General features: G+C 59.6%; 19 protein-coding genes. 14 read left to right on the top strand and 5 right to left on the bottom strand.

The features are described from left to right. Window positions 1–101: 101 nt before the first annotated feature. A complete protein-coding gene (gshA, locus tag PSEUDOMOFG3G_RS25205; protein ID WP_139048807.1) occupies window positions 102–1,685 on the top strand; it encodes a glutamate--cysteine ligase in 1,584 nt (527 codons plus the stop codon). Window positions 1,686–1,793: 108 nt separating this feature from the next. Here the strand turns inward: gshA and mgrA are convergent, their stop codons facing one another. Further along, window positions 1,794–2,831, bottom strand: coding sequence for an L-glyceraldehyde 3-phosphate reductase (gene mgrA / locus PSEUDOMOFG3G_RS25200; protein WP_139048806.1), 1,038 nt, complete (start codon window positions 2,829–2,831; stop codon window positions 1,794–1,796). Window positions 2,832–3,103: 272 nt separating this feature from the next. Here mgrA and PSEUDOMOFG3G_RS25195 point away from each other — a divergent pair, with 272 nt between their 5' ends. Continuing rightward, window positions 3,104–3,844, top strand: a complete 741-nt coding sequence (locus tag PSEUDOMOFG3G_RS25195; RefSeq protein ID WP_139048805.1) for an SDR family oxidoreductase — start codon at window positions 3,104–3,106, stop codon at window positions 3,842–3,844. A gap of 12 nt (window positions 3,845–3,856) precedes the next feature. Here PSEUDOMOFG3G_RS25195 and betT read toward each other — a convergent pair whose 3' ends face one another. Further along, complete coding sequence (gene betT, locus PSEUDOMOFG3G_RS25190) at window positions 3,857–5,818, bottom strand: choline transporter BetT (RefSeq protein WP_171061300.1); 1,962 nt, start codon at window positions 5,816–5,818, stop codon at window positions 3,857–3,859. A gap of 490 nt (window positions 5,819–6,308) precedes the next feature. Between betT and PSEUDOMOFG3G_RS25185 the strand changes: the two genes are divergently transcribed. The 6 genes from PSEUDOMOFG3G_RS25185 to PSEUDOMOFG3G_RS25160 all read left to right on the top strand — a co-directional run bounded on the left by PSEUDOMOFG3G_RS25185 (window position 6,309) and on the right by PSEUDOMOFG3G_RS25160 (window position 11,801). Next, a complete protein-coding gene (locus tag PSEUDOMOFG3G_RS25185; RefSeq protein ID WP_076383274.1) occupies window positions 6,309–7,307 on the top strand; it encodes a D-cysteine desulfhydrase in 999 nt (332 codons plus the stop codon). A gap of 302 nt (window positions 7,308–7,609) precedes the next feature. Then, window positions 7,610–8,404, top strand: a complete 795-nt coding sequence (gene tcyJ / locus PSEUDOMOFG3G_RS25180; RefSeq protein WP_047226834.1) for a cystine ABC transporter substrate-binding protein — start codon at window positions 7,610–7,612, stop codon at window positions 8,402–8,404. Then, complete coding sequence (tcyL, locus tag PSEUDOMOFG3G_RS25175; protein WP_047226833.1) at window positions 8,404–9,069, top strand: cystine ABC transporter permease; 666 nt, start codon at window positions 8,404–8,406, stop codon at window positions 9,067–9,069. The genes tcyJ and tcyL overlap by 1 nt, the downstream gene beginning before the upstream one ends. A gap of 3 nt (window positions 9,070–9,072) precedes the next feature. Then, window positions 9,073–9,834: an L-cystine ABC transporter ATP-binding protein TcyN gene (tcyN, locus tag PSEUDOMOFG3G_RS25170; protein WP_139048804.1), complete on the top strand. Its 762-nt coding sequence runs from the start codon at window positions 9,073–9,075 to the stop codon at window positions 9,832–9,834. A gap of 469 nt (window positions 9,835–10,303) precedes the next feature. Next, window positions 10,304–11,074 (top strand): hypothetical protein, encoded by a 771-nt coding sequence (locus PSEUDOMOFG3G_RS25165; protein ID WP_139048803.1) that lies wholly within the window; start codon window positions 10,304–10,306, stop codon window positions 11,072–11,074. 97 nt (window positions 11,075–11,171) lie between these two features. After that, the gene (locus tag PSEUDOMOFG3G_RS25160; RefSeq protein ID WP_139048802.1) at window positions 11,172–11,801 is read left to right on the top strand and encodes a bifunctional 2-polyprenyl-6-hydroxyphenol methylase/3-demethylubiquinol 3-O-methyltransferase UbiG; all 630 of its coding nucleotides are present in this window, start codon (window positions 11,172–11,174) and stop codon (window positions 11,799–11,801) included. A 166-nt stretch (window positions 11,802–11,967) separates the two neighbouring features. Here the strand turns inward: PSEUDOMOFG3G_RS25160 and PSEUDOMOFG3G_RS25155 are convergent, their stop codons facing one another. After that, window positions 11,968–12,534, bottom strand: coding sequence for a transporter substrate-binding domain-containing protein (locus PSEUDOMOFG3G_RS25155; protein WP_139048801.1), 567 nt, complete (start codon window positions 12,532–12,534; stop codon window positions 11,968–11,970). Between the two features lie 133 nt (window positions 12,535–12,667). Between PSEUDOMOFG3G_RS25155 and PSEUDOMOFG3G_RS25150 the strand changes: the two genes are divergently transcribed. Further along, window positions 12,668–13,093 (top strand): DUF4399 domain-containing protein, encoded by a 426-nt coding sequence (locus PSEUDOMOFG3G_RS25150; RefSeq protein ID WP_139048867.1) that lies wholly within the window; start codon window positions 12,668–12,670, stop codon window positions 13,091–13,093. A gap of 109 nt (window positions 13,094–13,202) precedes the next feature. Here PSEUDOMOFG3G_RS25150 and serA read toward each other — a convergent pair whose 3' ends face one another. Beyond that, entirely contained in the window at window positions 13,203–14,432 is a 1,230-nt protein-coding gene (gene serA / locus PSEUDOMOFG3G_RS25145) for a phosphoglycerate dehydrogenase (RefSeq protein ID WP_047226823.1), read from the bottom strand. A gap of 205 nt (window positions 14,433–14,637) precedes the next feature. Between serA and PSEUDOMOFG3G_RS25140 the strand changes: the two genes are divergently transcribed. The 4 genes from PSEUDOMOFG3G_RS25140 to PSEUDOMOFG3G_RS25125 all read left to right on the top strand — a co-directional run bounded on the left by PSEUDOMOFG3G_RS25140 (window position 14,638) and on the right by PSEUDOMOFG3G_RS25125 (window position 18,869). Next, on the top strand, window positions 14,638–16,032 hold the full coding sequence (locus tag PSEUDOMOFG3G_RS25140; protein ID WP_107323098.1) for an FAD-binding oxidoreductase: 1,395 nt from the start codon (window positions 14,638–14,640) through the stop codon (window positions 16,030–16,032). 41 nt (window positions 16,033–16,073) lie between these two features. Continuing rightward, window positions 16,074–16,739, top strand: a complete 666-nt coding sequence (locus tag PSEUDOMOFG3G_RS25135; RefSeq protein WP_047226821.1) for a fumarylacetoacetate hydrolase family protein — start codon at window positions 16,074–16,076, stop codon at window positions 16,737–16,739. A 164-nt stretch (window positions 16,740–16,903) separates the two neighbouring features. Continuing rightward, complete coding sequence (locus PSEUDOMOFG3G_RS25130; RefSeq protein WP_139048800.1) at window positions 16,904–17,836, top strand: SdiA-regulated domain-containing protein; 933 nt, start codon at window positions 16,904–16,906, stop codon at window positions 17,834–17,836. Between the two features lie 118 nt (window positions 17,837–17,954). Continuing rightward, the gene (locus PSEUDOMOFG3G_RS25125) at window positions 17,955–18,869 is read left to right on the top strand and encodes an SdiA-regulated domain-containing protein (protein WP_139048799.1); all 915 of its coding nucleotides are present in this window, start codon (window positions 17,955–17,957) and stop codon (window positions 18,867–18,869) included. Window positions 18,870–19,012: 143 nt separating this feature from the next. Here the strand turns inward: PSEUDOMOFG3G_RS25125 and rpiA are convergent, their stop codons facing one another. Next, the gene (gene rpiA / locus PSEUDOMOFG3G_RS25120; protein ID WP_047226818.1) at window positions 19,013–19,687 is read right to left on the bottom strand and encodes a ribose-5-phosphate isomerase RpiA; all 675 of its coding nucleotides are present in this window, start codon (window positions 19,685–19,687) and stop codon (window positions 19,013–19,015) included. Window positions 19,688–19,824: 137 nt separating this feature from the next. On the opposite strand from rpiA, the gene ilvA reads away from it, so the two are divergent. Further along, window positions 19,825–21,339, top strand: coding sequence for a threonine ammonia-lyase, biosynthetic (gene ilvA / locus PSEUDOMOFG3G_RS25115; protein WP_047226817.1), 1,515 nt, complete (start codon window positions 19,825–19,827; stop codon window positions 21,337–21,339). Window positions 21,340–21,348 lie beyond the last annotated feature (9 nt).

Raw genomic sequence — 21,348 nt, 5'->3', positions numbered from 1 at the left:
GCCACACAAAAACCAGGCGAAAACGCCAGTTTTAACTTCACCCTTGTAGACCGTCGTGACCACCCCCATATTGGGGCGACTGACGCGTGAAGGAATTCAACTTGAGCGACCTTTTAAACCGCCGCCTGGCTCTGCTCGGCGAGCGCGCCAACCTCTCCCTGCTCGAGCAGTGCCTGCACGGCATCGAACGTGAATGCCTGCGCGTCACGGACACAGGGCATCTGGCGCAGACCCCGCACCCCGAGGCCCTGGGCTCGGCGCTGACCAACGAGCAGATCACCACCGACTATTCCGAGTCGCTGCTGGAGTTCATCACCCCGGCCCAGGCTGACGTGGCCGATACCTTGCGCAGCCTCGACAAGATCCACCGGTTTGCCTACAGCAAACTCGGCAACGAGTACCTGTGGAGCCCTTCGATGCCGTGCCCGCTGCCAGCGGAGGAGGACATCCCGATCGCGTATTACGGCACCTCGAACATCGGTCGGCTCAAGTATGTCTACCGCCAGGGTCTGGCCCTGCGCTATGGCAAGACCATGCAATGCATCGCCGGGATCCACTACAACTTTTCCCTGCCGGAAAAACTCTGGCCGCTGCTGCGTCAGGCCGAAGCCGTTGAAGCGAGCGATCGTGATTTCCAGTCATCGGCCTACATCGCGCTGATCCGTAATTTCCGTCGCTACAGCTGGTTGCTGATGTACCTGTTCGGTGCCTCGCCGGCTCTGGATGCCGGCTTTCTGCGCGGCCGTCCGCACCAGTTGGAACAATTGGATCCGGACACCTTGTACCTGCCGTACGCCACCAGCCTGCGCATGAGCGACCTGGGTTACCAAAGCAACGCCCAGGCCGGCCTGACCCCCTGCTACAACGACCTGGCAAGCTATACCGACAGCCTGCGCAAGGCGGTGGCGACACCGTACGCGCCCTACGTCGAAGTCGGCACGCATAAGAATGGTGAGTGGGTGCAGCTCAACACCAATATTTTGCAGATCGAAAACGAGTACTACTCCAACATCCGCCCAAAACGCGTGACCTATACCGGCGAGCGCCCGATCCAGGCGTTGATGGCTCGAGGCATCCAGTACGTCGAAGTCCGTTGCCTGGACATCAACCCCTTCCTGCCGATGGGCATCGACCTCACCGAATCGCGCTTCCTCGATGCGTTCCTGCTGTATTGCGGTCTGAACGACAGTCCGCTCCTGGAAAACAACGAATGCAGCAATGCGACGAACAACTTCCTGACCGTGGTCAAGGAAGGCCGTCGGCCAGGTTTGCAATTGCAACGCCAAGGGCAATCGGTGGACATGCAAGCCTGGGCTATCGAGCTTCTGGAGAAGCTCGCGCCATTGGCCTCGCTGCTCGACGAGAGCCAGGGGGGCGACGCCCACCGCCAGGCACTGGACGCGCAATTGGCGAAGGTGCGGGACCCGTCACTGACCCCCTCCGCCCAAGTGCTGGCGGCCATGGCAGAACACCAGGAAAGTTTCGCCCAGTTCTCCCTGCGCCAGAGCAAGGCCCACGCCGAATTCTTCCGCGCCGAGCCGTTGCCTGCCCAGGAACAGAGCGCATTCGAAGAAAACGCTCGTCAATCCCTGGCTCAGCAAGCCGAGCTTGAGCAGAACGAAGTGGGGGATTTCGATGTGTTTGTAGGGGCGTACCAGGCGAGCATCCTGGCGATCAGTAACTAGGCACACCTCGCCGACGAGCGAACACCTGTGGGAGGGAGCAAGCTCCCTCCCACAGGGTTTTGTGTACAGCCGGCCATTTCTGGCGGATCGGCTGATTGGCTCAAGTCACTACTCCGCCGACGAAGGCTTCTCCCACAGATTGATCCCGCCCTCCTGGGCAAACCGGTCGATCTGCGCCAGTTCTTCAGCGCTAAAACTCAGGTTCTTCAACGCCCCGACGTTCTCGATAATCTGCTCCGGCCGACTGGCGCCGATCAGCGCAGAGGTTACCCGTGCGTCGCGCAGGGTCCAGGCCAGGGCCATTTGCGCCAGGCTTTGCCCGCGACGCTGGGCAATTTCATTGAGGGCGCGTACATGGGCGATGTTCTCATGCGACAGGTGCGAAGCCTGCAACGAACCACCACCCGGGCGATTGACCCGCGCATCGGCCGGAATGCCTTTGAGGTACTTGTCGGTCAGCAGGCCCTGGGCCAACGGCGTAAAGGCAATCACACCCGTGCCCAGTTCATCGGTGGCGTCCAGCAGGTCCTTTTCCACCCAGCGATTAAGCAGGTTGTAGGCCGGTTGATGGATCAGCAGTGGGACCTTCCACTCTTTGAGTAGCGCAGCCATTTCCCGAGTTTTCACCCCGGAATACGAAGAGATGCCAATGTACAACGCCTTGCCCTGCTGCACGGCCGTGGCCAGCGCGCTGGCGGTTTCTTCCAGCGGGGTGTCGGGGTCGAAGCGGTGGGAATAGAAGATATCCACATAGTCCAGGCCCAGGCGTTGCAGGCTCTGGTCCAGGCTGGCCAACACGTACTTGCGCGAACCGCCACCCTGGCCGTAAGGACCCGGCCACATGTCCCAACCGGCCTTGCTGGAGATGATCAACTCATCGCGATACTGCTTGAAGTCTTCGCGCAGCAACCGACCAAAATTGATCTCGGCGCTGCCGTAGGGCGGGCCGTAGTTGTTGGCCAGGTCGAAGTGATTGATACCCAGATCAAACGCCGTACGCAGCAGCGAACGCTGCGTGTCGATCGGCGTGCTGTCGCCGAAGTTGTGCCACAACCCCAACGACAGCGCCGGCAGCACCAGCCCGCTGCGACCGACACGGCGGTAAGGAATGGACTCGTAGCGGTTTTCGGCAGCGGTGTAGGTCATCGAAAGGCTCTCTGTTCGGGTGGCTGGTACAAGGGGCAAGCTAACACCTCACAGACGCATTCGTCAGGCCGAAAGTTCGCATATCAGGTGTGGGGGCTGGCTGCCGGCGCAGGTGATCTGCCGCAGATTGGCCACGCATCGGCCAATCAACGAGGCGTCATGCAGCGCGGGTATTGTTTGTAATTACTGAACAGTCAAGGCAGCCGTCGGGCATTTATCGCTGAGGGTAAACATGTGAATCTGGCGTCATCCACTTCAAAAGGAGCCCTCCTATGCCCTCTCCAACCGCCAAAGTTGCCATCGTAACCGGCGCTTCCCGCGGCATCGGTGCCGAAATCGCCAAGCAATTGGCCCTCGATGGCTTTGCCGTCGCCATTAACTACGCCAACAGCGCCGCCGAAGCCTCGAAGCTGGTGGTGCAATTGCGCCAGGCCGGTCACCAAGCCATAGCGATCAAGGCAGATGTGTCCTCTGCCGTCGACGTCCGGCGGATGTTCGATGAAACCGAAGCGCAACTGGGCAAGGTGGATGTGCTGATCAATAACGCGGGTACCCTGCAAGTGATGCCCTTGGCCCAGCACAGTGACGAGTTGTTCGACCAGACGTTCGGCATCAACACCCGCGGCACCTTCAACACCCTGCGCGAAGCCGCAACCCGTTTGAACGACGGTGGCCGGATCGTGAATTTTTCCAGCAGCACCGTTGGCCTGAACCTGCCCGGTTATTCGGTGTACATCGCCAGCAAGGCCGCCGTCGAGTCACTGACGCAGGTGTTCGCCAAGGAACTGCGCGGCCGCCAGATCACGGTCAACGCCGTGGCGCCCGGCCCGGTTGCTACCGAACTGTTCCTGCATGGCAAGAGCGAAGAACAGATCCAGAACTTCGCCAAAATGCCGCCCCTGGAACGCCTCGGCCAGCCGGAGGACATCGCCAGCATCATATCCTTCCTGGTCAGCCCGGCCGCCGGCTGGGTGAACGGGCAAATTCTGCGAGCCAACGGCGGCCTGGTCTGAGGTTTCGCCCGATCAGCGCACCAGATGCAGGAACTGCATGTGCCGCTCGTATTGGTCGAGGATGTCGTTGATGACCTGCTCCTTGGTATAACCCACCAGATCGTAGTCCTGGCTGCCTTCGCTCAGGTGCACTTCGGCGCGGTAGTAACGGCGGTTGTTGAGTTCCTTGGAGCCCATGCCGCCGCGGGCGAAGGACGGCGTGAAGTAGCCGCGCATCTGCACCTGGTAGATGAACGGATGCTGCTCGCCGTGGCCGATCTCCAGGCTGACGCTGTCGTTGGCCGGGTCTGGCTGGGTCACCACTGTCAGACCTTTCTCGGCGAACACCGCCTTCACCTCTTCGATGGCCGGGCGCACCGTGGTGTCGAGAAAACGGTACACCTCATCGCGGGACGGGAAATGCACCGCCTGACTCAAGCGCTGTCGCCAGCCGCCCGTACCCCGTCGAGAAGCCGACACCGGCGCCAGCGAATGCAACTGCGCAATCTGCTTCTGGGACTCGAGGTAAAACGCCTTGTGCAGGCCCCACATCATCAGTAGCAGAATCAGCGAGAACGGCAAGGACGTCAGCACCACTGCCGACTTCAAGGCATCGATACTGCCGGAGAACAGCAATGCGCTGGTCACCAGGGCAGTCATCGCCCCCCAGAACACCCGCAGCCATTTGGGCCCGTCTTCATCGGGGTTGCCGCCCTTGGCCGACAACGTGGAAAGCACCACGGTGCCGGAGTCGGCTGACGTGACGAAGAACACAAAACTGATAAACACGGTGACCGCGATGACGGTCTTGCTCCATGGATAGGTTTCCAGCAGCAAATAAAGGCTCATCGACGGGTTTTCCAGGGCGGACATACCCAGGGCACTCATGCCGTGGTTCAGCACTTGGTCAATGGCGCTGTTACCGAAGATCGACATCCACGCCAGGGTGAAGCCAAGGGGAATCAGCAGCACGCCAAACACGAACTCACGGATAGTGCGCCCACGGGAAATGCGCGCAATGAACAACCCCACGAACGGCGACCACGCAATCCACCAGGCCCAGTAGAACACCGTCCAGCCGCCCAGCCAGTCGCTGGGCTCGTCGTAGGCATACACGTCAAAACTCTTCATCGGCAGGGCGCCGAGATAATCGCCGATGTTCTGGATCAACGTATTGAGCAAATGCTGGGTAGGTCCGGCAAACAGCACGAACAGCAGTAATGCGCAGGCCAGCAGCATGTTGATGTCGGACATGACCCGCACGCCTTTATCGACACCGGCCACCGCCACAATGATTGCCGCGCCCATCATCAGCACGATCAGGCCGACCTGAATCCACTGGGTATGGGCGATGCCGAACAGGTAATCGAGCCCGGAATTGAGATGCAGCACCCCAAACCCCATGTCCGCGCCGAGGCCGAACACGGTCGCGATGATGCCGAAGCCGTCCACCGCGTAGCCGATGGGACCGTTAATACGTTTACCGATCAGCGGGTACAGCGCTGAACGCAGGGCCAGCGGCAAATTGTGCCGGTAGGCAAAGTACGCCAGGGCCATGCCGACGAAAGCAAACACGCCCCAGCCGTGCAGACCCCAGTGCAGAAACAGGATCTGCATGGCCTGGCGCGCGGCATCTGCGGTACCGGCCTCGCCTTGCGGTGGCTGAACCAGATGGGTCAGCGGTTCGGAGACACAGAAAAAAAACAGCGTGATACTGATACCGGCAGCGAACAGCATGCCAGCCCAGGACAGGTAACTGAATTCGGGCTCGTCGTGGTCGGCACCGAGCTTGATCTTGCCGTAGCCGGACAAGGCGGTGACCACCACGAAGACCAGATACAGGGTCATCGCCAACATGTAATACCAGCCGACCGTATTGGCCGCCCAGTTCTGCGCCGCCAGCAGCCAGGCACCCGCCTGCTCCGGCACGGCGATGACCACCAGGCCGAACAGCAGAATGAAGGTCGCGGCAAAGTAAAAAACCGGCGGATTCATGCGGACCAGGCCGCTGGGTGGAAGGGACGAGGCACTCATGAGCGATGTACCCCGGAAAGCGGAATCGTGAAAATCGAAAACGGACTCGGCAAAGGCAAGCCTCCTGTTGTGAGCGGGCAGCAAACCGACGGTTTAACTTGAATGAACGTTCAAGTTAAACATGAATAGGTAGCTAAGGACTAATCGCACGGCTGGATGGCATGTTTCCTACGCTAGCCTACGGGAGGGTATGACGTTGCCTGGAGAGCATTCGTTCAGTGTTCAACAGACATAACACAGCCCCTGTGGGAGCGAGCCTGCTCGCGATCGTGGTGGTTCAGTGGGTACATCCATTCGCTGACACACCGCGATCGCGAGCAGGCTCGCTGCCACAGGTTTTCGGTGCTCACCTCTCATGCGTCCCCATTTACGCCCCGGCAAACGATTGGCGGTTGCCCATCAATATCGGCGTGCCTATAGTCCATGGATTTCCTGCAACCAGTACGACCCCATGATCAAACAACAGCTGGCGCGCTTTAACCGTCTCGATCTGCTCGGCCATCCAACCCCCCTGGAAAAACTCGACCGTCTTTCCTCCTGGCTCGGTCGCGATATCTATATCAAGCGCGATGACCTGACTCCGCTGGCTTTGGGTGGCAACAAGCTGCGCAAGCTCGAATACTTGGCCGCCGATGCCCTGGCTCAAGGTGCCGACACCCTCATCACCGCCGGTGCGATCCAGTCCAACCATGTACGCCAGACTGCCGCGCTGGCGGCAAAGCTGGGCCTGGGCTGTGTGGCCCTGCTGGAAAACCCCATCGGCACCGAAGACAGCAACTACCTGAGCAACGGCAACCGGCTGCTGCTGGAGCTGTTCGACGCCAAGGTCGAATTGGTAGAAAACCTGGATAACGCCGACGAGCAGTTGCAAGCCCTCGCCGCACGCCTGCGCAGCAACGGGAAGAAGCCCTATCTGGTACCGATTGGCGGTTCGAACGCTCTGGGTGCGCTGGGGTATGTACGCGCCGGGCTTGAGCTGGCCGAGCAAATCAAGGACACCGGCCTGAACTTCGCTGCCGTGGTGCTGGCTTCGGGCAGCGCCGGGACGCACAGCGGCCTGACGCTGGCGCTCAGTGAAACGCTGGGGCAACTTCCCGTGATTGGCATAACGGTGTCTCGCAGCGAAGAAGACCAGCGCCCCAAGGTCCAGGGCTTGGCCGAACGCACCGCCCAGTTGCTCGATGTATCGCTTCCTGAGGCCTTCAAGGTGAACCTGTGGGACGAATACTTCGCCCCCCGCTACGGCGAACCCAATGCCGGTACGCTGGCGGCAGTCAAATTGCTGGCTGGCCTGGAGGGCCTGTTGCTGGACCCGGTCTACACCGGCAAGGCGATGGCCGGCCTGCTCGATGGGGTGGGTCGCGACCGCTTCGACGAGGGCCCGATCATCTTCCTGCATACCGGCGGCGCACCGGCGTTGTTTGCGTATAACGCGGCGTTCCAGGCGTAGTGAAGTTCTCAATGTGGGAGCGAGCCTGCTCGCGATAGCGCCGTGTCAGCCAAAACAACATTGACTGGTTATCGCGAGCAGGCTCGCTCCCACAGGGGACTTTTTTCATTCCATACTCGAATATTTGAATGATTTAATATTATTTTCCAATCTATAAACACCACCCTATAGTCTCGCCACAGGCGCATTTGCCGCGAGACGCCCAGGCTGCTTTAAGGCAGGATGTGGCAATCTTTTCGGATCGCGGCTACGCCTTATCTCAGCCAAAATAACCTCTTCATAAGAAAACACAGGGGCTTGTCATGAATTTTTCCGCATTACGTCGCAACCTGTTGGTGGGTTCGCTGGGCCTGGCATTGAGCGCCGGCCTGCTGGGCCAGGCCGTTGCCGGTGAGCAGCTGCAAAAGATCAAGGACGCGGGCGTGATCAACGTCGGCCTGGAAGGCACTTACCCACCGTTCAGTTTCGTGGACGCCGACGGCAAGCTGGCCGGTTTCGAAGTGGAGTTTTCCGAAGCCCTGGCCAAGGAGCTGGGCGTGAAGGTCAAACTGCAACCGACCAAATGGGACGGCATTCTCGCAGCGCTGGAATCCAAGCGCCTGGACGCGGTGATCAACCAGGTCACCATCTCCGAGGAGCGCAAGAAGAAATATGACTTCTCCCAGCCTTACACCGTTTCCGGCATCCAGGCGCTGGTTCTGACCAAGAACAAAGACGCCATCAAGACCGCCGATGACCTGGCCGGCAAAAAAGTCGGCGTTGGCCTGGGCACCAACTATGAGCAATGGCTCAAGGAAAACCAGCCAAAGGCTATTATCCGCACCTACGACGATGACCCAACCAAATACCAGGACCTGCGTGTAGGCCGCATCGACGCCATTCTGGTAGACCGGCTGGCTGCTCTGGAGCTGACCGCCAAGGCCAAGGACACCGCTGTAGCCGGCGAGCCGTTCTCCCGCCAGGAAGCCGGTATCGCCCTGCGCAAAGGCGAGCCTGAGCTGCTGGATGCAATCAACAAGGCCATCGACAAACTACGGGCCGACGGCACCCTGGCGAAAATCTCGCAGAAGTACTTCAACGCTGACGTCACCCAATAATGGAAGAGGCTTTTCAACTCGCGCTGGACTCCGCGCCCTTCTTGCTCAAGGGCGCGTATTACACGGTCATCCTCAGTTTGGGCGGCATGTTCTTCGGCTTGCTGCTGGGCTTCGGCCTGGCGTTGATGCGCCTGTCGCGCTTCAAACTGGTGAGCTGGATCGCCCGCATCTACGTGTCGTTTTTTCGCGGCACGCCGCTGCTGGTGCAGTTGTTCGTGATCTATTACGGGCTGCCCCAACTGGGCATCGAGCTGGATCCATTGCCCGCGGCGCTGATCGGCTTCTCGCTGAACATGGCGGCCTATGCGTGTGAAATCCTGCGAGCCGCCATCAGCTCCATCGAGCGCGGCCAGTGGGAAGCCGCGGCCAGTATCGGCATGACCCGCGCCCAGACCCTGCGCCGGGCCATCCTGCCGCAAGCGGCGCGAACGGCCTTGCCTCCTCTGGGCAACAGCTTCATTTCCCTGGTCAAGGACACCGCACTGGCGGCGACCATCCAGGTGCCGGAGCTGTTCCGTCAGGCGCAGTTGATCACTGCCCGCACTTTCGAAATCTTCACCATGTACCTTGCCGCCGCGCTGATCTACTGGATTCTGGCCAGCGTGCTGGCGCACCTGCAGAACGTCCTGGAAGCCCGGGTCAATCGGCATGACCAGGAGTCCTGACCCATGATTGTCGTGGAAAAACTGACAAAGCAGTTCAAGGGTCAAGTGGTGCTCAATGGCATCGACCTGAAGATCGAAGAAGGCGAAGTGGTGGCGATCATCGGCCCCAGCGGTTCGGGCAAGACCACCTTCCTGCGCTGCCTGAACTTCCTCGAAGAACCCAGCAGTGGCCGGATCAAGGTCGGCGACATCGAAATCGATGGCAGTCGCCCGCTGAACCAGCAACAGAACCTGGTGCGTCGTTTGCGCCAGCAAGTGGGTTTTGTGTTCCAGAACTTCAATCTGTTCCCCCATCGCACCGCGCTGGAGAACGTCATCGAAGGCCCACTGGTGGTGAAGAAGATCCCCCGTGCCGACGCTGAGGTTTTAGGCCGTAAACTGCTGGCCAAGGTCGGGCTGGCGGGCAAGGAGGACGCCTACCCGCGGCGTCTTTCCGGTGGCCAGCAACAGCGCGTGGCAATTGCCAGGGCGCTGGCGATGGAACCCGAGGTGATTCTGTTCGACGAACCAACGTCGGCCCTGGACCCGGAGCTGGTGGGCGAGGTGCTGGCGACGATTCGTGGCCTGGCCGAAGAAAAGCGCACCATGGTCATTGTGACTCACGAAATGGGCTTCGCCCGGGACGTAGCGAACCGCGTGGTGTTTTTCGACAAAGGTGTGATCGTCGAGCAAGGCGAAGCCAAGACCTTGTTTGCAGCCCCCCGGGAGGAACGCACTCGACAGTTCCTCAGCAAGTTCCTCTCGGCCGGACACGGCAACCAGTAAGTTATTGATATTGTCCCCACTTCCAGGGATGGAAGTGGAACAATTAACAGCCCAGCGTCACAAACTGAAACTTCCAGTTGACTTAACACAGCCACCCCGCTGACGTGCGGTATATACATATCTCCGGCAACACTTCTCTTTGGGCTACGCTATTTATCCGGTTTCCTGCCGCCCCTCCCTTCCAAACCAATGAACCTGAGGAAAATGGCGCACAACGCAACGTTTTCTTAACTTGAATGCGTAGGACATTTCTGAAGCCTTATACATTTAATTATTAAGCAAGTTCCTCTATTGACACTGAAACTGCTGAACCCTTATCTAGTGACCCCACAGGCGATGCGAACTATTTTAGTTCTGCGCGATGAACCGCAGACAGGGTCCATGCTGCGCAATAAAAATATATCGCGATGATTAAGCGCTTTTGATCTTCCCGAAACGGACTTCGTTTTAAAGCATCAAGGAGAACACCATGACATGTACGTCGAATATTCCTGAACTGGCTGCGCCTACCCTGGTCAACGCTCTGCGTACCCGCATCAACATCACCAGCGCTGCGCACCTGCAAGTGGCAATTGCCCCTTACCCCGGCATGGACGCGGGCGATCTGATCGAGCTGTTCTGGGACAACTGCTACGTCGGCTCCCGTCTGTTGTCACAGGCCGACGTGCAAACTAGCGTTACGTTGCGAGTACCCGAGAGCTTCGTTGTAAACGGGACCTCGCGCATCCATTACCGCGTGATGCAAGTGGGGCGCGGCCCGGCGCTGTCAGCAACGCAACGGGTGCAGGTCAAGCTCGATTGTCCGGGTGGCCAACCGTCGGCCCTGAGCGGTGATGAAAACCAAGGCCTGGCGCCAGTGCGGATTCCTGATGCCATTCGCCGCAAAGGCGTGAACCCGAGTCAGGTCAAACGCGGTGTACCACTGACCATAGAGCCCTATCTGAACATGGCTGCTGACGATGCGATTACCTTGCGCTGGGGCGACGTGCGCATGGACCTGCCCCGCATCAAGCCCTGCGAGGTTGGCCAGCCGATCAACATCTGGGTACCGCCGCAGATCATTCTGGAGGCGGGAGAAGACCTGCGCCTGGAAGTGACCTACTGCATCCTCGACCGCGCGGGCAACAACTCCCACTGGGCGCCGCCGCGAACGTTGAAGATCGGTTGCGCCAACCCCTACCTGAGCACTTTACCGAAAGAGGCGCTCATGGCCGCCGAACCGGGCTGCAAGAATCCTTGACTGATGGTGGGGAGCGAGCCTGGTCATGATTGGCAGCGAAGCGGCCAAGCCGCTTGCGGTATAGTCTGACCAAGCTCCCTAACCCAAGCCAACGACCATGAAACACACCCCCGAAGACCTGCACGCCATCACCGCCACAACCCTGGGCCATTACAACGCCGTGGCGGAAAGCTTTCGCGAAGGCACTCGCGATCATGACGTCAGCCAGAATATCGACGCGTTGCTGCGGCATATCCAGGGTCAGGCGCCCTTCCACGTCCTGGATTTCGGCTGCGGCCCCGGGCGGGACTTGCGGACATTCACCGATAGGGGCCATGTCGCGGTCGGCCTCGACGGTTCGGAGGAGTTTGCCCGAATGGCGCGCCAGGACAGCGGCTGCGAAGTCTGGCAACAGGATTTCTTGAACCTCGACCTGCCAGGCGAACGCTTCGATGGCATCTTCGCCAACGCCGTGCTGTTTCATATCCCTGTCCAGGAATTGCCTCGGGTGCTCAAGCAATTGCACGCCACCCTCAAGCCCGGCGGCGTGCTGTTCAGTTCCAACCCCCGGGGCGAAAACCAGGAAGGCTGGAACGGCCAGCGCTTTGGCGCCTACCACGACCTTGCGGCCTGGCGCACCTTGCTCACAGAAGCGGGCTTTGTAGAGCTTGAGCATTACTACCGACCGGCTGGGCTGCCGCGAGAGCAGCAGCCTTGGTTGGCGAGTGTCTGGCGTAGACCTGCTTAGGATTTGAGGGCGCCATCGCGAGCAAGCTCGCTCCCACACGGGTCAACTGCGAACATAAATGGGCGAACCATCAATGATCCAAATGTGGGAGCGAGCCTGCTCGCGATGACGGCGGATCAGCAACATTGATGCGACTGACACACCGCCGTCGCCCACCGCCCCATTGTTACTCCTGCTTGACCAACCACTTCTGTGACAACTGCTCAAGCCGCCCGTCGTCCTTGATACGCGCCAAAGCGTTGTCCAGGCTGGCCTTGAACGCCGGATTGCCCTTCTGGAATGGAATCACCAGGCTCGGCGGCGGGCCGCTCTTTTCTTCCGGCTGGAACGACTGTGCCATGACCATCGGGCGTTGCGAGTCGTCCTTGCGCGCCAACAGTTGCGCATCCGGTTGGCTATAAGCGGTGCTTGTGTCGAAACGTTCGGCCAGTTCCGGGGTCATTGCTATGTGGTTGATGGCGACATCGTATTTGCCGCTTTCCACACCGGCCAGCAGATCGCTGGCATCGGTGACCACAAAGTCGGCGCGAACATCGAGCTCGCCGGCCAGCATATGACCCAGTTCCACTTCGAAGCCGGTGAGCTTGCCGTCTTCCTTGAAGTTGAAAGGGCTGGTGTTGGCTTCCAGAGCGATGCGCAATTCGCCACGGTCGTTGATGTCGTCGATCAGTTCGGCATGGGCCAGAGGGCTCAAGAGGGGTAGCAGGCAGATCAGCCCAGGCAGAAAACGCATGGTCACTCCTTTGTATTGTTACAAGCGACGCTCGTTTCAGGTTCGCTTTGCTATGGTTGTTGCAGGCTTCGACAACGAATGGTCATGAAGTTGTCATGACCACGCGGATTTCATGGAAAAACTGGAGAAAAAAATGAAAAGCTTTATGTCACGTGCCGCCTTGGCCGGCCTGTTGCTGGGGGCTTCGATGCTGGCATCCGCCGCAACCCCTGCTCCCCAGGGTGCAGAGGTATTCATCGTTTCCCCGGAAGACGGTGCCACCGTTGGCCAGGAGTTCAAGGTCAAGTTCGGCGTCAAGAACATCGCGCTGGCCCCGGCGGGTGATGAAACCAAAAATACCGGGCACCATCATTTGCTGATTGATATCGACAAACTGCCTGCCGCGGGCGCGCCGATTCCCACCGATGCCAACCACATGCATTTCGGCAAGGCGCAAACCGAGGCTACGATCAAACTGGCACCGGGCAAGCACACCTTGCAGCTGATCCTGGGCGACAGCGGCCATATGCCGTTCGATCCGACGATCGTGTCCGAGAAGATCACGGTAAACGTGAAATAAACCGGCACAGGTCGACACAACACAAAACCCTCCCACAGGTTATGTGTTCGACAGAAAAAAACGGGAGCCCCCTGCGAGGCTCCCGTTTTTTATTGCAAGCCTGATCTGCTTAGAACAACACCCGGCTACGAATAGTGCCGTTGATGTGCTGCAGTTTCTCTTGCGCCAGATCGGAGTATTCGGCATCGACGTCGATCACGACGTAGCCGACTTTCTCGTTGGTCTGCAGGAACTGACCGGAAATGTTGATGCCGTTTTCGGCGAAGACCTTGTTGATCTCGCTCATCACACCCGGGATGTTCTCGTGGATGTGCAACAGGCGGTGCTTGCCAGGGTGAGCCGGCAGGGCCACTTCCGGGAAGTTCACGGACGATACCGAAGTACCGTTGTCGCTGTACTTGACCAGCTTTTCCGCCACTTCCAGGCCGATGTTGGCCTGGGCTTCGGCAGTAGAACCGCCGATGTGCGGGGTCAGGATCACGTTGTCCAGGCCGCGCAGCGGGCTTTCGAAGATATCGTCGTTGGAGCGCGGCTCCACCGGGAATACGTCGATGGCGGCGCCGATCAGGTGTTTGTCCTTGATCGCTTCGGCCAGGGCGTCGAGCTTGACCACGGTGCCACGAGCGGCGTTGATCAGGATCCCGCCTTTCTTGATGGCACGGATTTCCTTCTCGCCGATCATCCACTGGGTGGCGGCGGTTTCCGGAACGTGCAGCGTCACGATGTCGGACATGCCCAACAGCTCGTGCAGGTCGTTGACCTGGGTGGCATTGCCCAGCGGCAACTTGGTCACGGTGTCGTAGAAAAACACCTGCATGCCAAGGCCTTCAGCCAGCACCGACAACTGCGTGCCGATCGAGCCGTAACCGACGATACCCAGCTTCTTGCCACGGATTTCGAAGGAGTTGGCCGCGCTCTTGATCCAGCCGCCACGGTGGCAGGAAGCGTTCTTCTCGGGAATGCCGCGCAGCAGCAGGATCGCTTCGGCCAGCACCAGTTCAGCAACGGAACGGGTGTTGGAGTATGGCGCGTTGAACACCGCGATACCGCGCTCGCGCGCCGCATTGAGGTCCACCTGATTGGTGCCGATGCAGAAGCAGCCGACCGCCACCAGTTTCTTGGCGTGGTCGAAGATCTCTTCGGTCAATTGGGTACGGGAGCGAATACCGATGAAGTGAGCATCGGCGATCTTTTCCTTGAGCTGGGCTTCCGGCAGAGAACTGGTGATGTACTCGATGCTGGTGTAGCCCGCCGACTTGAGGACGTCGACAGCCGATTGGTGGACGCCTTCGAGAAGAAGGAACTTGATCTTGCTCTTATCGAGAGAAGTCTTGCTCATCTGCGTAAACCTGTGTCCCGGAGAAAAATGGCAGGGAATCGGACAGCGCATGCTGGTCCGACCGGCATGACAGCCGTCGCCGCAGAACAGCCAATGGGCACTACGCTGCGGGGTCGGTATGCTAGCATACGCACCCCGCTAAACACTCATTCCTGCGACGTGAAGCGTTCTCAGGATGACCATGAATTGTTCGAGAGTTCTGTCGATGACCAATCCTGCCGTGATAGATGAGCTGAAGACCCTGGTTGAGCCTGGCAAAGTCTTGACCGATGCCGACTCCCTGAACGCTTATGGCAAGGATTGGACCAAGCACTTCGCCCCGGCGCCGAGCGCCATCGTCTTCCCCAAGACCACCGAACAGGTTCAGGCCATTGTGCGCTGGGCCAATGAGCACAAGGTCGCGCTGGTGCCATCGGGCGGGCGTACCGGGCTTTCCGCTGCGGCCGTGGCGGCCAACGGCGAAGTGGTCGTGTCATTCGACTACATGAACCAGATTCTCGACGTGAACCTCACCGATCGCACAGCCGTCTGCCAGCCAGGTGTGGTCACTGAACAACTGCAGAACAAGGCTGAAGAGCACGGTCTGTACTACCCGGTGGACTTCGCCTCGGCCGGTTCCAGTCAGATTGGCGGCAACATCGGCACCAATGCCGGCGGAATCAAGGTCATTCGTTACGGCATGACCCGCAACTGGGTAGCCGGCATGAAAGTCGTCACCGGTAAAGGTGACCTGCTGGAACTGAACAAGGACCTGATCAAGAACGCCACTGGCTACGATCTGCGGCAGTTGTTCATCGGCGCCGAAGGCACCCTCGGGTTCGTGGTCGAAGCCACCATGCGCCTGGACCGGGCTCCGAAGAACCTCACCGCCATGGTCCTGGGCACCGCCGATTTTGATTCGATCATGCCCGTACTGCATGCCTTCCAGGGCAAGCTGGACCTGACGGCGTTCGAATTCTTCTCCGACAAGGCCCTGGCCAAGGTCCTGGATCGGGGCGACGTACCGGCGCCATTTGAAACCGAGTGCCCCTTCTACGCCCTGCTGGAGTTCGAAGCCACCACCGAAGAAGTCGCCAACCACGCCCTGGAAACGTTCGAACACTGTGTCGAACAGGGCTGGGTGCTCGATGGGGTGATGAGCCAAAGCGAAACCCAACTGCAAAACCTGTGGAAGTTGCGCGAGTACATCTCGGAAACCATCTCCCACTGGACACCGTACAAGAACGACATCTCGGTCACCGTTTCGAAAGTCCCGGGCTTCTTGCGCGACATCGACACTATCGTCGGCCAACATTACCCGGATTTCGAGATCGTCTGGTTTGGCCACATCGGCGACGGCAACTTGCACTTGAACATCCTCAAGCCAGAGAACCTGAGCAAGGACGAATTCTTCGCCAAGTGCGCGACCGTGAACAAATGGGTCTTTGAAACCGTCGAGAAATACAACGGTTCGATCTCCGCCGAACACGGCGTAGGCATGACCAAACGCGATTACCTGACCTACAGTCGCTCGCCGGTAGAAATTGAATACATGAAGGCCGTCAAGGCAGTGTTCGACCCGAACGGCATCATGAACCCGGGCAAGATTTTCGCGGTTTAATGCAAAAAATACCTGATGAATCCCAGAAGCAGGAGTCGGTAATGAGCTATCAGCACCAGTATGTCGACGGTACCCGTATTCATTTCCCGGTGGGAAAAATCGTGTGCATTGGCCGCAACTACGCCGAACACGCCAAGGAACTGGATAACCCGGTACCTACCGAACCCCTGCTGTTCATCAAGCCCGGCAGCTGCGCGGTGCCGCTGGAAGGCGGTTTCAGCATCCCCGCCGACCGTGGTGCGGTGCACTACGAAGCTGAAATTGCCGTGCTGATCGGCAAGCCACTGTCGACCCGGCCCAGTGCCGAGGAAGTGCTGGATGCCATCTCCGGCTTCGCCCCGGCCCTGGATCTGACCCTGCGGGACAAGCAAGCCGAGCTCAAGGCCAAGGGCTTGCCCTGGGAAGTCGCCAAATCCTTCGACGGTGCGGCGGTGCTGGCACCTTTCGTGTCCAGCGGCACCTTTGCCGACCTGACCGACATCCCGGTTCGCCTGACCATCAACGGTGAAGTGCGCCAGGACGGCAACAGCAGCCTGATGCTCAACCCCATCGTGCCGATGATCCAATACATGGCTGGCTGCTTCTCATTGCAGGCCGGCGACGTGATCCTCACTGGCACTCCGGCGGGCGTGGGACCGTTGAACGTCGGGGATGAACTGGTACTGGAATTGCCAGGCGCGAGCCGTTTCGAAAGCAGCGTTCGCTAACCGCAAGGCACCGTCCCGCGTGGGCGCGAGCCGGCTCGTGCCCACATGGATGGACGGCTCTCGCCATTTACCATTTTTTTCACATGCCATCCGGATAATTCCAGGGAATACGGCGTCTGAGCCATTCATTTTCCTAACCCGAATACCTGGAACGCATCCCCCTGATGGCCACTCCTCTAGCTCGGCCCTCCTCCAGCCCCGTCCGCCGCGCTCGCTTCTCGCTGCCCTGGTCCGCCTGGTCGCTGTTAGCAGCCGGGGCCTTTTACTGGCTGGCGTATGCCATGCACTGGGATGACCGGGGCCTGCTGTGGGCATCGGAACGTCTCGAGAGCCCCGCCCAGCGCCAGGAAAGCATCTGGCTGCCGGACTACCACGCGGTGATTGATGCCAAGGTCCTGCCAGGAATGGAAGAGGATGAAGCGTCCGACCTGACCTATAACCCACAGACCAAAACCCTGTTCGCGATCATGGGTAAGCATCCGTTTCTGGTGGAACTCACCCTGCAGGGTGACGTGCTGCGCAAAATGCCGTTGGTGGGCTGGAGCAATCCTGAAGGCGTGGCCTACATGGAGAATGGCCTGATGGCTATTACCGATGAACGAAAACACACGCTGTCGATCATCCAGGTCGATGCCGATACTCGCGAACTGAACAGCACGGATTTCCCCCACTACGATCTCGGCCCGTCCAAGAACCAGAACAAGGGCTTCGAAGGCGTCGCCTGGGATCCACGCAACCAGCAATTGGCCTTGGGTGAAGAGCGTCCGCCAGCGTTGTTCACCTGGAAAAGCGACGGCAGCCAACTGCTCAAGGGCGACAAACAGATCCATGCCAGCGACGAGCTGGACCTGCGCAACCTGTCGGCGCTGGCGATCGATCCTCGCACGGGGCACTCGCTGCTGCTGTCGGCCGACTCCCATCTCTTGCTGGAGCTGGACGATGCAGGGGAACAGGTCAGCTTCATGACCTTGCTGGGCGGTTTCAACGGTATCAAGGATACGATCCCCCGTGCCGAAGGCGTCGCCCTCGATGAGGCTGGCAACCTGTACATGGTCAGCGAGCCGAACCTGTTCTATCGTTTCGAAAAACAACGCTGATAGCGCAACTCTGTAAGGTAATTCATCCTTCGCCGTAGGGTGTGGCATCCGGCCATTAAGCTTCAGTTCAGGCAGCCGTGGTATTTCCAACCACCTGTTCTCATCCGAGCCCACCCACATGCGTCGACTTGCCCGCCCGAAGCCCTTGATCCTGCTGCTGATAATGATCGTACTGATCGCTTTGATCGCAGCAGCTCAATACCTGCGCCTGTTCGAGCGCGCGTGGTTCAACTTCAACACCCTCTGGCAGCCTCCCAGCGAGCAGGCCATTGCCCTGGACCAGTATCGGGTTACGGTCGAGGCGCAGGTGATCGAAGGCCTGGACAATGACGTTTCGGCGCTGACGTACGATCCAATCCGCAAGAGCCTCTTTACCGTTACCAACAAGAATGCCGAACTGATCGAGCTGTCATTGGACGGCAAGATCCTTAGGCGCATCGCCCTGATTGGCTTCGGCGACCCGGAGGCGGTGGAGTTCATCAGCCAGGACATTTACGTCATCACCGACGAGCGTCAGCAGCGGCTGATCAAGATTCACTTGGACGACGATACCCAATTCCTCGACGCCGCCGACGCAGAGCAAATGACGCTTGGCCTGCACCTGAACGGTAACAAAGGGTTCGAAGGGTTGGCCTACGACTCAGTGGGCAAACGGTTGTTCGTGGCTAAGGAGCGCGATCCGATGCTGATTTATGAAGTGCGGGGCTTTCCCCATCACAAACCGGACAAATCCTACGCTGTCCATGTAATCAACAACCCCAAGCGCGATGCCGGACTGTTCGTACGCGATCTTTCTAGCCTGCAATACGACGAGCGCAGCGGCCATTTACTGGCGCTGTCCGATGAGTCGCGATTGATTATCGAGCTGGACATCGACGGCCGCCCGTTGAGCACGCTGTCGTTGAGCAAGGGCCGTCAAGGGCTGCAAAAAACCGTCCCTCAGGCCGAGGGCGTTGCCATGGACGATGATGGCAACTTGTATGTGGTGAGCGAACCGAACCTGTTCTACGTCTTCAAGAAACCGCAGCCTTGATCCCCAAAAAACCTGATGTGGGAGCGAGCCTGCTCGCGATGGCGGTGCGTCAGCCAACATGGATGTGTCGGGTAGACCGCTATCGCGAGCAGGCTCGCTCCCACAGGGGCTGAATCACTGAAAGAGCAGGTTATCTGGCCGGATTACTCAGCCCGCAGGGTCTTCACCCCTTCAGGCGTCCCCAGCAACAACACATCCGCCGGGCGAGCCGCGAACAAGCCATTGGTGACCACGCCGACGATGGCGTTGATCTGGCTTTCCAGTTCCACCGGGTTGGTGATCTGCAGGTTATGGACATCCAGGATGATGTTGCCGTTATCGGTCAGCACGCCTTCGCGGTACACCGGGTCACCGCCCAGCTTCACCAGTTGGCGGGCCACATGGCTGCGGGCCATCGGGATGACTTCCACCGGCAGCGGGAACGCGCCGAGGACTGGCACCAGTTTGCTGGCGTCGGCGATGCAGATGAAGGTCTTGGCCACGGCCGCGACAATCTTCTCGCGGGTCAGGGCCGCGCCGCCGCCCTTGATCAGGTTCAGGTGCGCGTCGCTTTCATCGGCGCCGTCGATATAGAACTCCAGGTCGCTCACGGTATTGAGCTCATAGACCGGAATCCCGTGGCCCTTCAGGCGCGCGGCGGTGGCTTCGGAGCTGGCGACCGCGCCGTCGAACGCACCTTTGTGCTGCGCCAGTGCGTCGATGAAGCAATTGGCCGTCGAGCCGGTGCCGACCCCAACGATGCTCTTGTCATCCAGTTTCGGGAGGATGAGGTCGACAGCGGCCTGGGCCACGGCCTGTTTGAGTTGATCCTGGGTCATGCGGGCTCCGAAAGCGGACGGGGAGTAAAGAGGGACGCGAGTATAACCCAACAAAACCTTGGGATTCGTGTGGTCGCCCAGCCAAAAGCCGGGTTAGACTCCTTGGCCCTGCCCAACCCGCTCAGTGATGCTTTCCGATGCTTGAACAGTACGTCAAAAAGATCCTCACCTCGCGCGTTTACGACGTTGCCGTGGAAACCCCATTGCAGACTGCCCGCCAGCTCTCCGAGCGGCTGGGCAACAACATCTGGCTCAAGCGCGAAGACTTGCAGCCGGTGTTCTCGTTCAAGATTCGCGGCGCCTACAACAAGCTGACCCAGCTCAGCGACGAAGAGCGCGCACGCGGCGTGGTCACGGCTTCGGCGGGCAACCACGCCCAGGGCCTGGCCCTGGCGGCCAAGGTGCTGGGCGTCAAAGCCACCATCGTGATGCCCAAGACCACTCCGGAAATCAAAGTCGAAGGCGTACGTTCCCGAGGCGGCAAAGTGGTGTTGCACGGTGATTCGTTCCCCGAAGCCCTGGCCTATTCGCTGAAACTGGTCGACGAAAAGGGCTACGTCTACATTCACCCCTATGACGATCCCCACACCATTGCCGGGCAGGGCACGGTGGCGATGGAGATCCTGCGCCAACATCCGGGGCGTCTGGATGCGATTTTCGTCCCGGTGGGCGGCGGCGGGCTGATCGCCGGGATCGCGGCCTACGTGAAATACCTGCGGCCTGACATCAAGGTGATCGGCGTCGAGCCGGACGATTCCAATTGCCTGCAAGCCGCCCTGGCTGCTGGCGAGCGAGTGGTGCTGCCGACCGTGGGGCTCTTTGCCGACGGCGTTGCCGTGGCGCAGATCGGCCAGCACACGTTCGACATCTGCAAGCACTACGTGGATGAAGTCATCACCGTCAGTACCGACGAGATCTGTGCGGCCATCAAGGATATCTACGACGATACCCGCTCGATCACCGAACCTGCCGGCGCCTTGGGCGTGGCCGGGATCAAGAAGTATGTCGAATCGCGCGGCGTCAGCGGGCAGACCCTGGTGGCCATCGACTCCGGCGCCAACGTCAATTTCGACCGTCTGCGTCACGTGGCCGAGCGTGCCGAACTGGGCGAAGGCCGCGAGGCGATCATCGCAGTGACCATTCCCGAGAAGCCAGGCAGCTTCAAGGCCTTCTGCGAAGCCGTCGGCAAGCGCCAGATCACCGAATTCAACTATCGCTACAACACGGGCAGCGAAGCGCACATCTTCGTGGGCGTGCAGACGCACCCGGAAAACGACCCGCGCAGCGCGCTGATCGCCAGCCTGACCGAGCAAGGCTTCCCGGTGGTGGACCTGACCGACAACGAACTGGCCAAACTGCACATTCGCCACATGGTGGGCGGGCATGCGGCCCACGTCATCGACGAAGTGGTGCTGCGCTTCGAATTCCCGGAACGTCCGGGGGCGCTGTTCAACTTCCTCAACAAGCTGGGCGGACGCTGGAATATCTCGATGTTCCACTACCGCAACCATGGTGCGGCGGATGGTCGTGTGGTTGCGGGCCTGCAGGTACCGCACGATGAACGTCATCTGGTACCGGCAGCCCTGGAAGAAATCGGCTATCCGTACTGGGATGAAAGCGATAACCCGGCGTATCAGCTGTTCCTGGGCTAAAGCAGAGCT

Origin of the sequence: Pseudomonas sp. FG-3G (assembly GCF_901007645.1) — a bacterium.
In the GTDB taxonomy this organism is placed as follows: domain Bacteria; phylum Pseudomonadota; class Gammaproteobacteria; order Pseudomonadales; family Pseudomonadaceae; genus Aquipseudomonas; species Aquipseudomonas rhizophila.
Note: the sequence above shows the minus strand (reverse complement) of the source record. Positions and strands in the feature narration are given on the sequence as shown.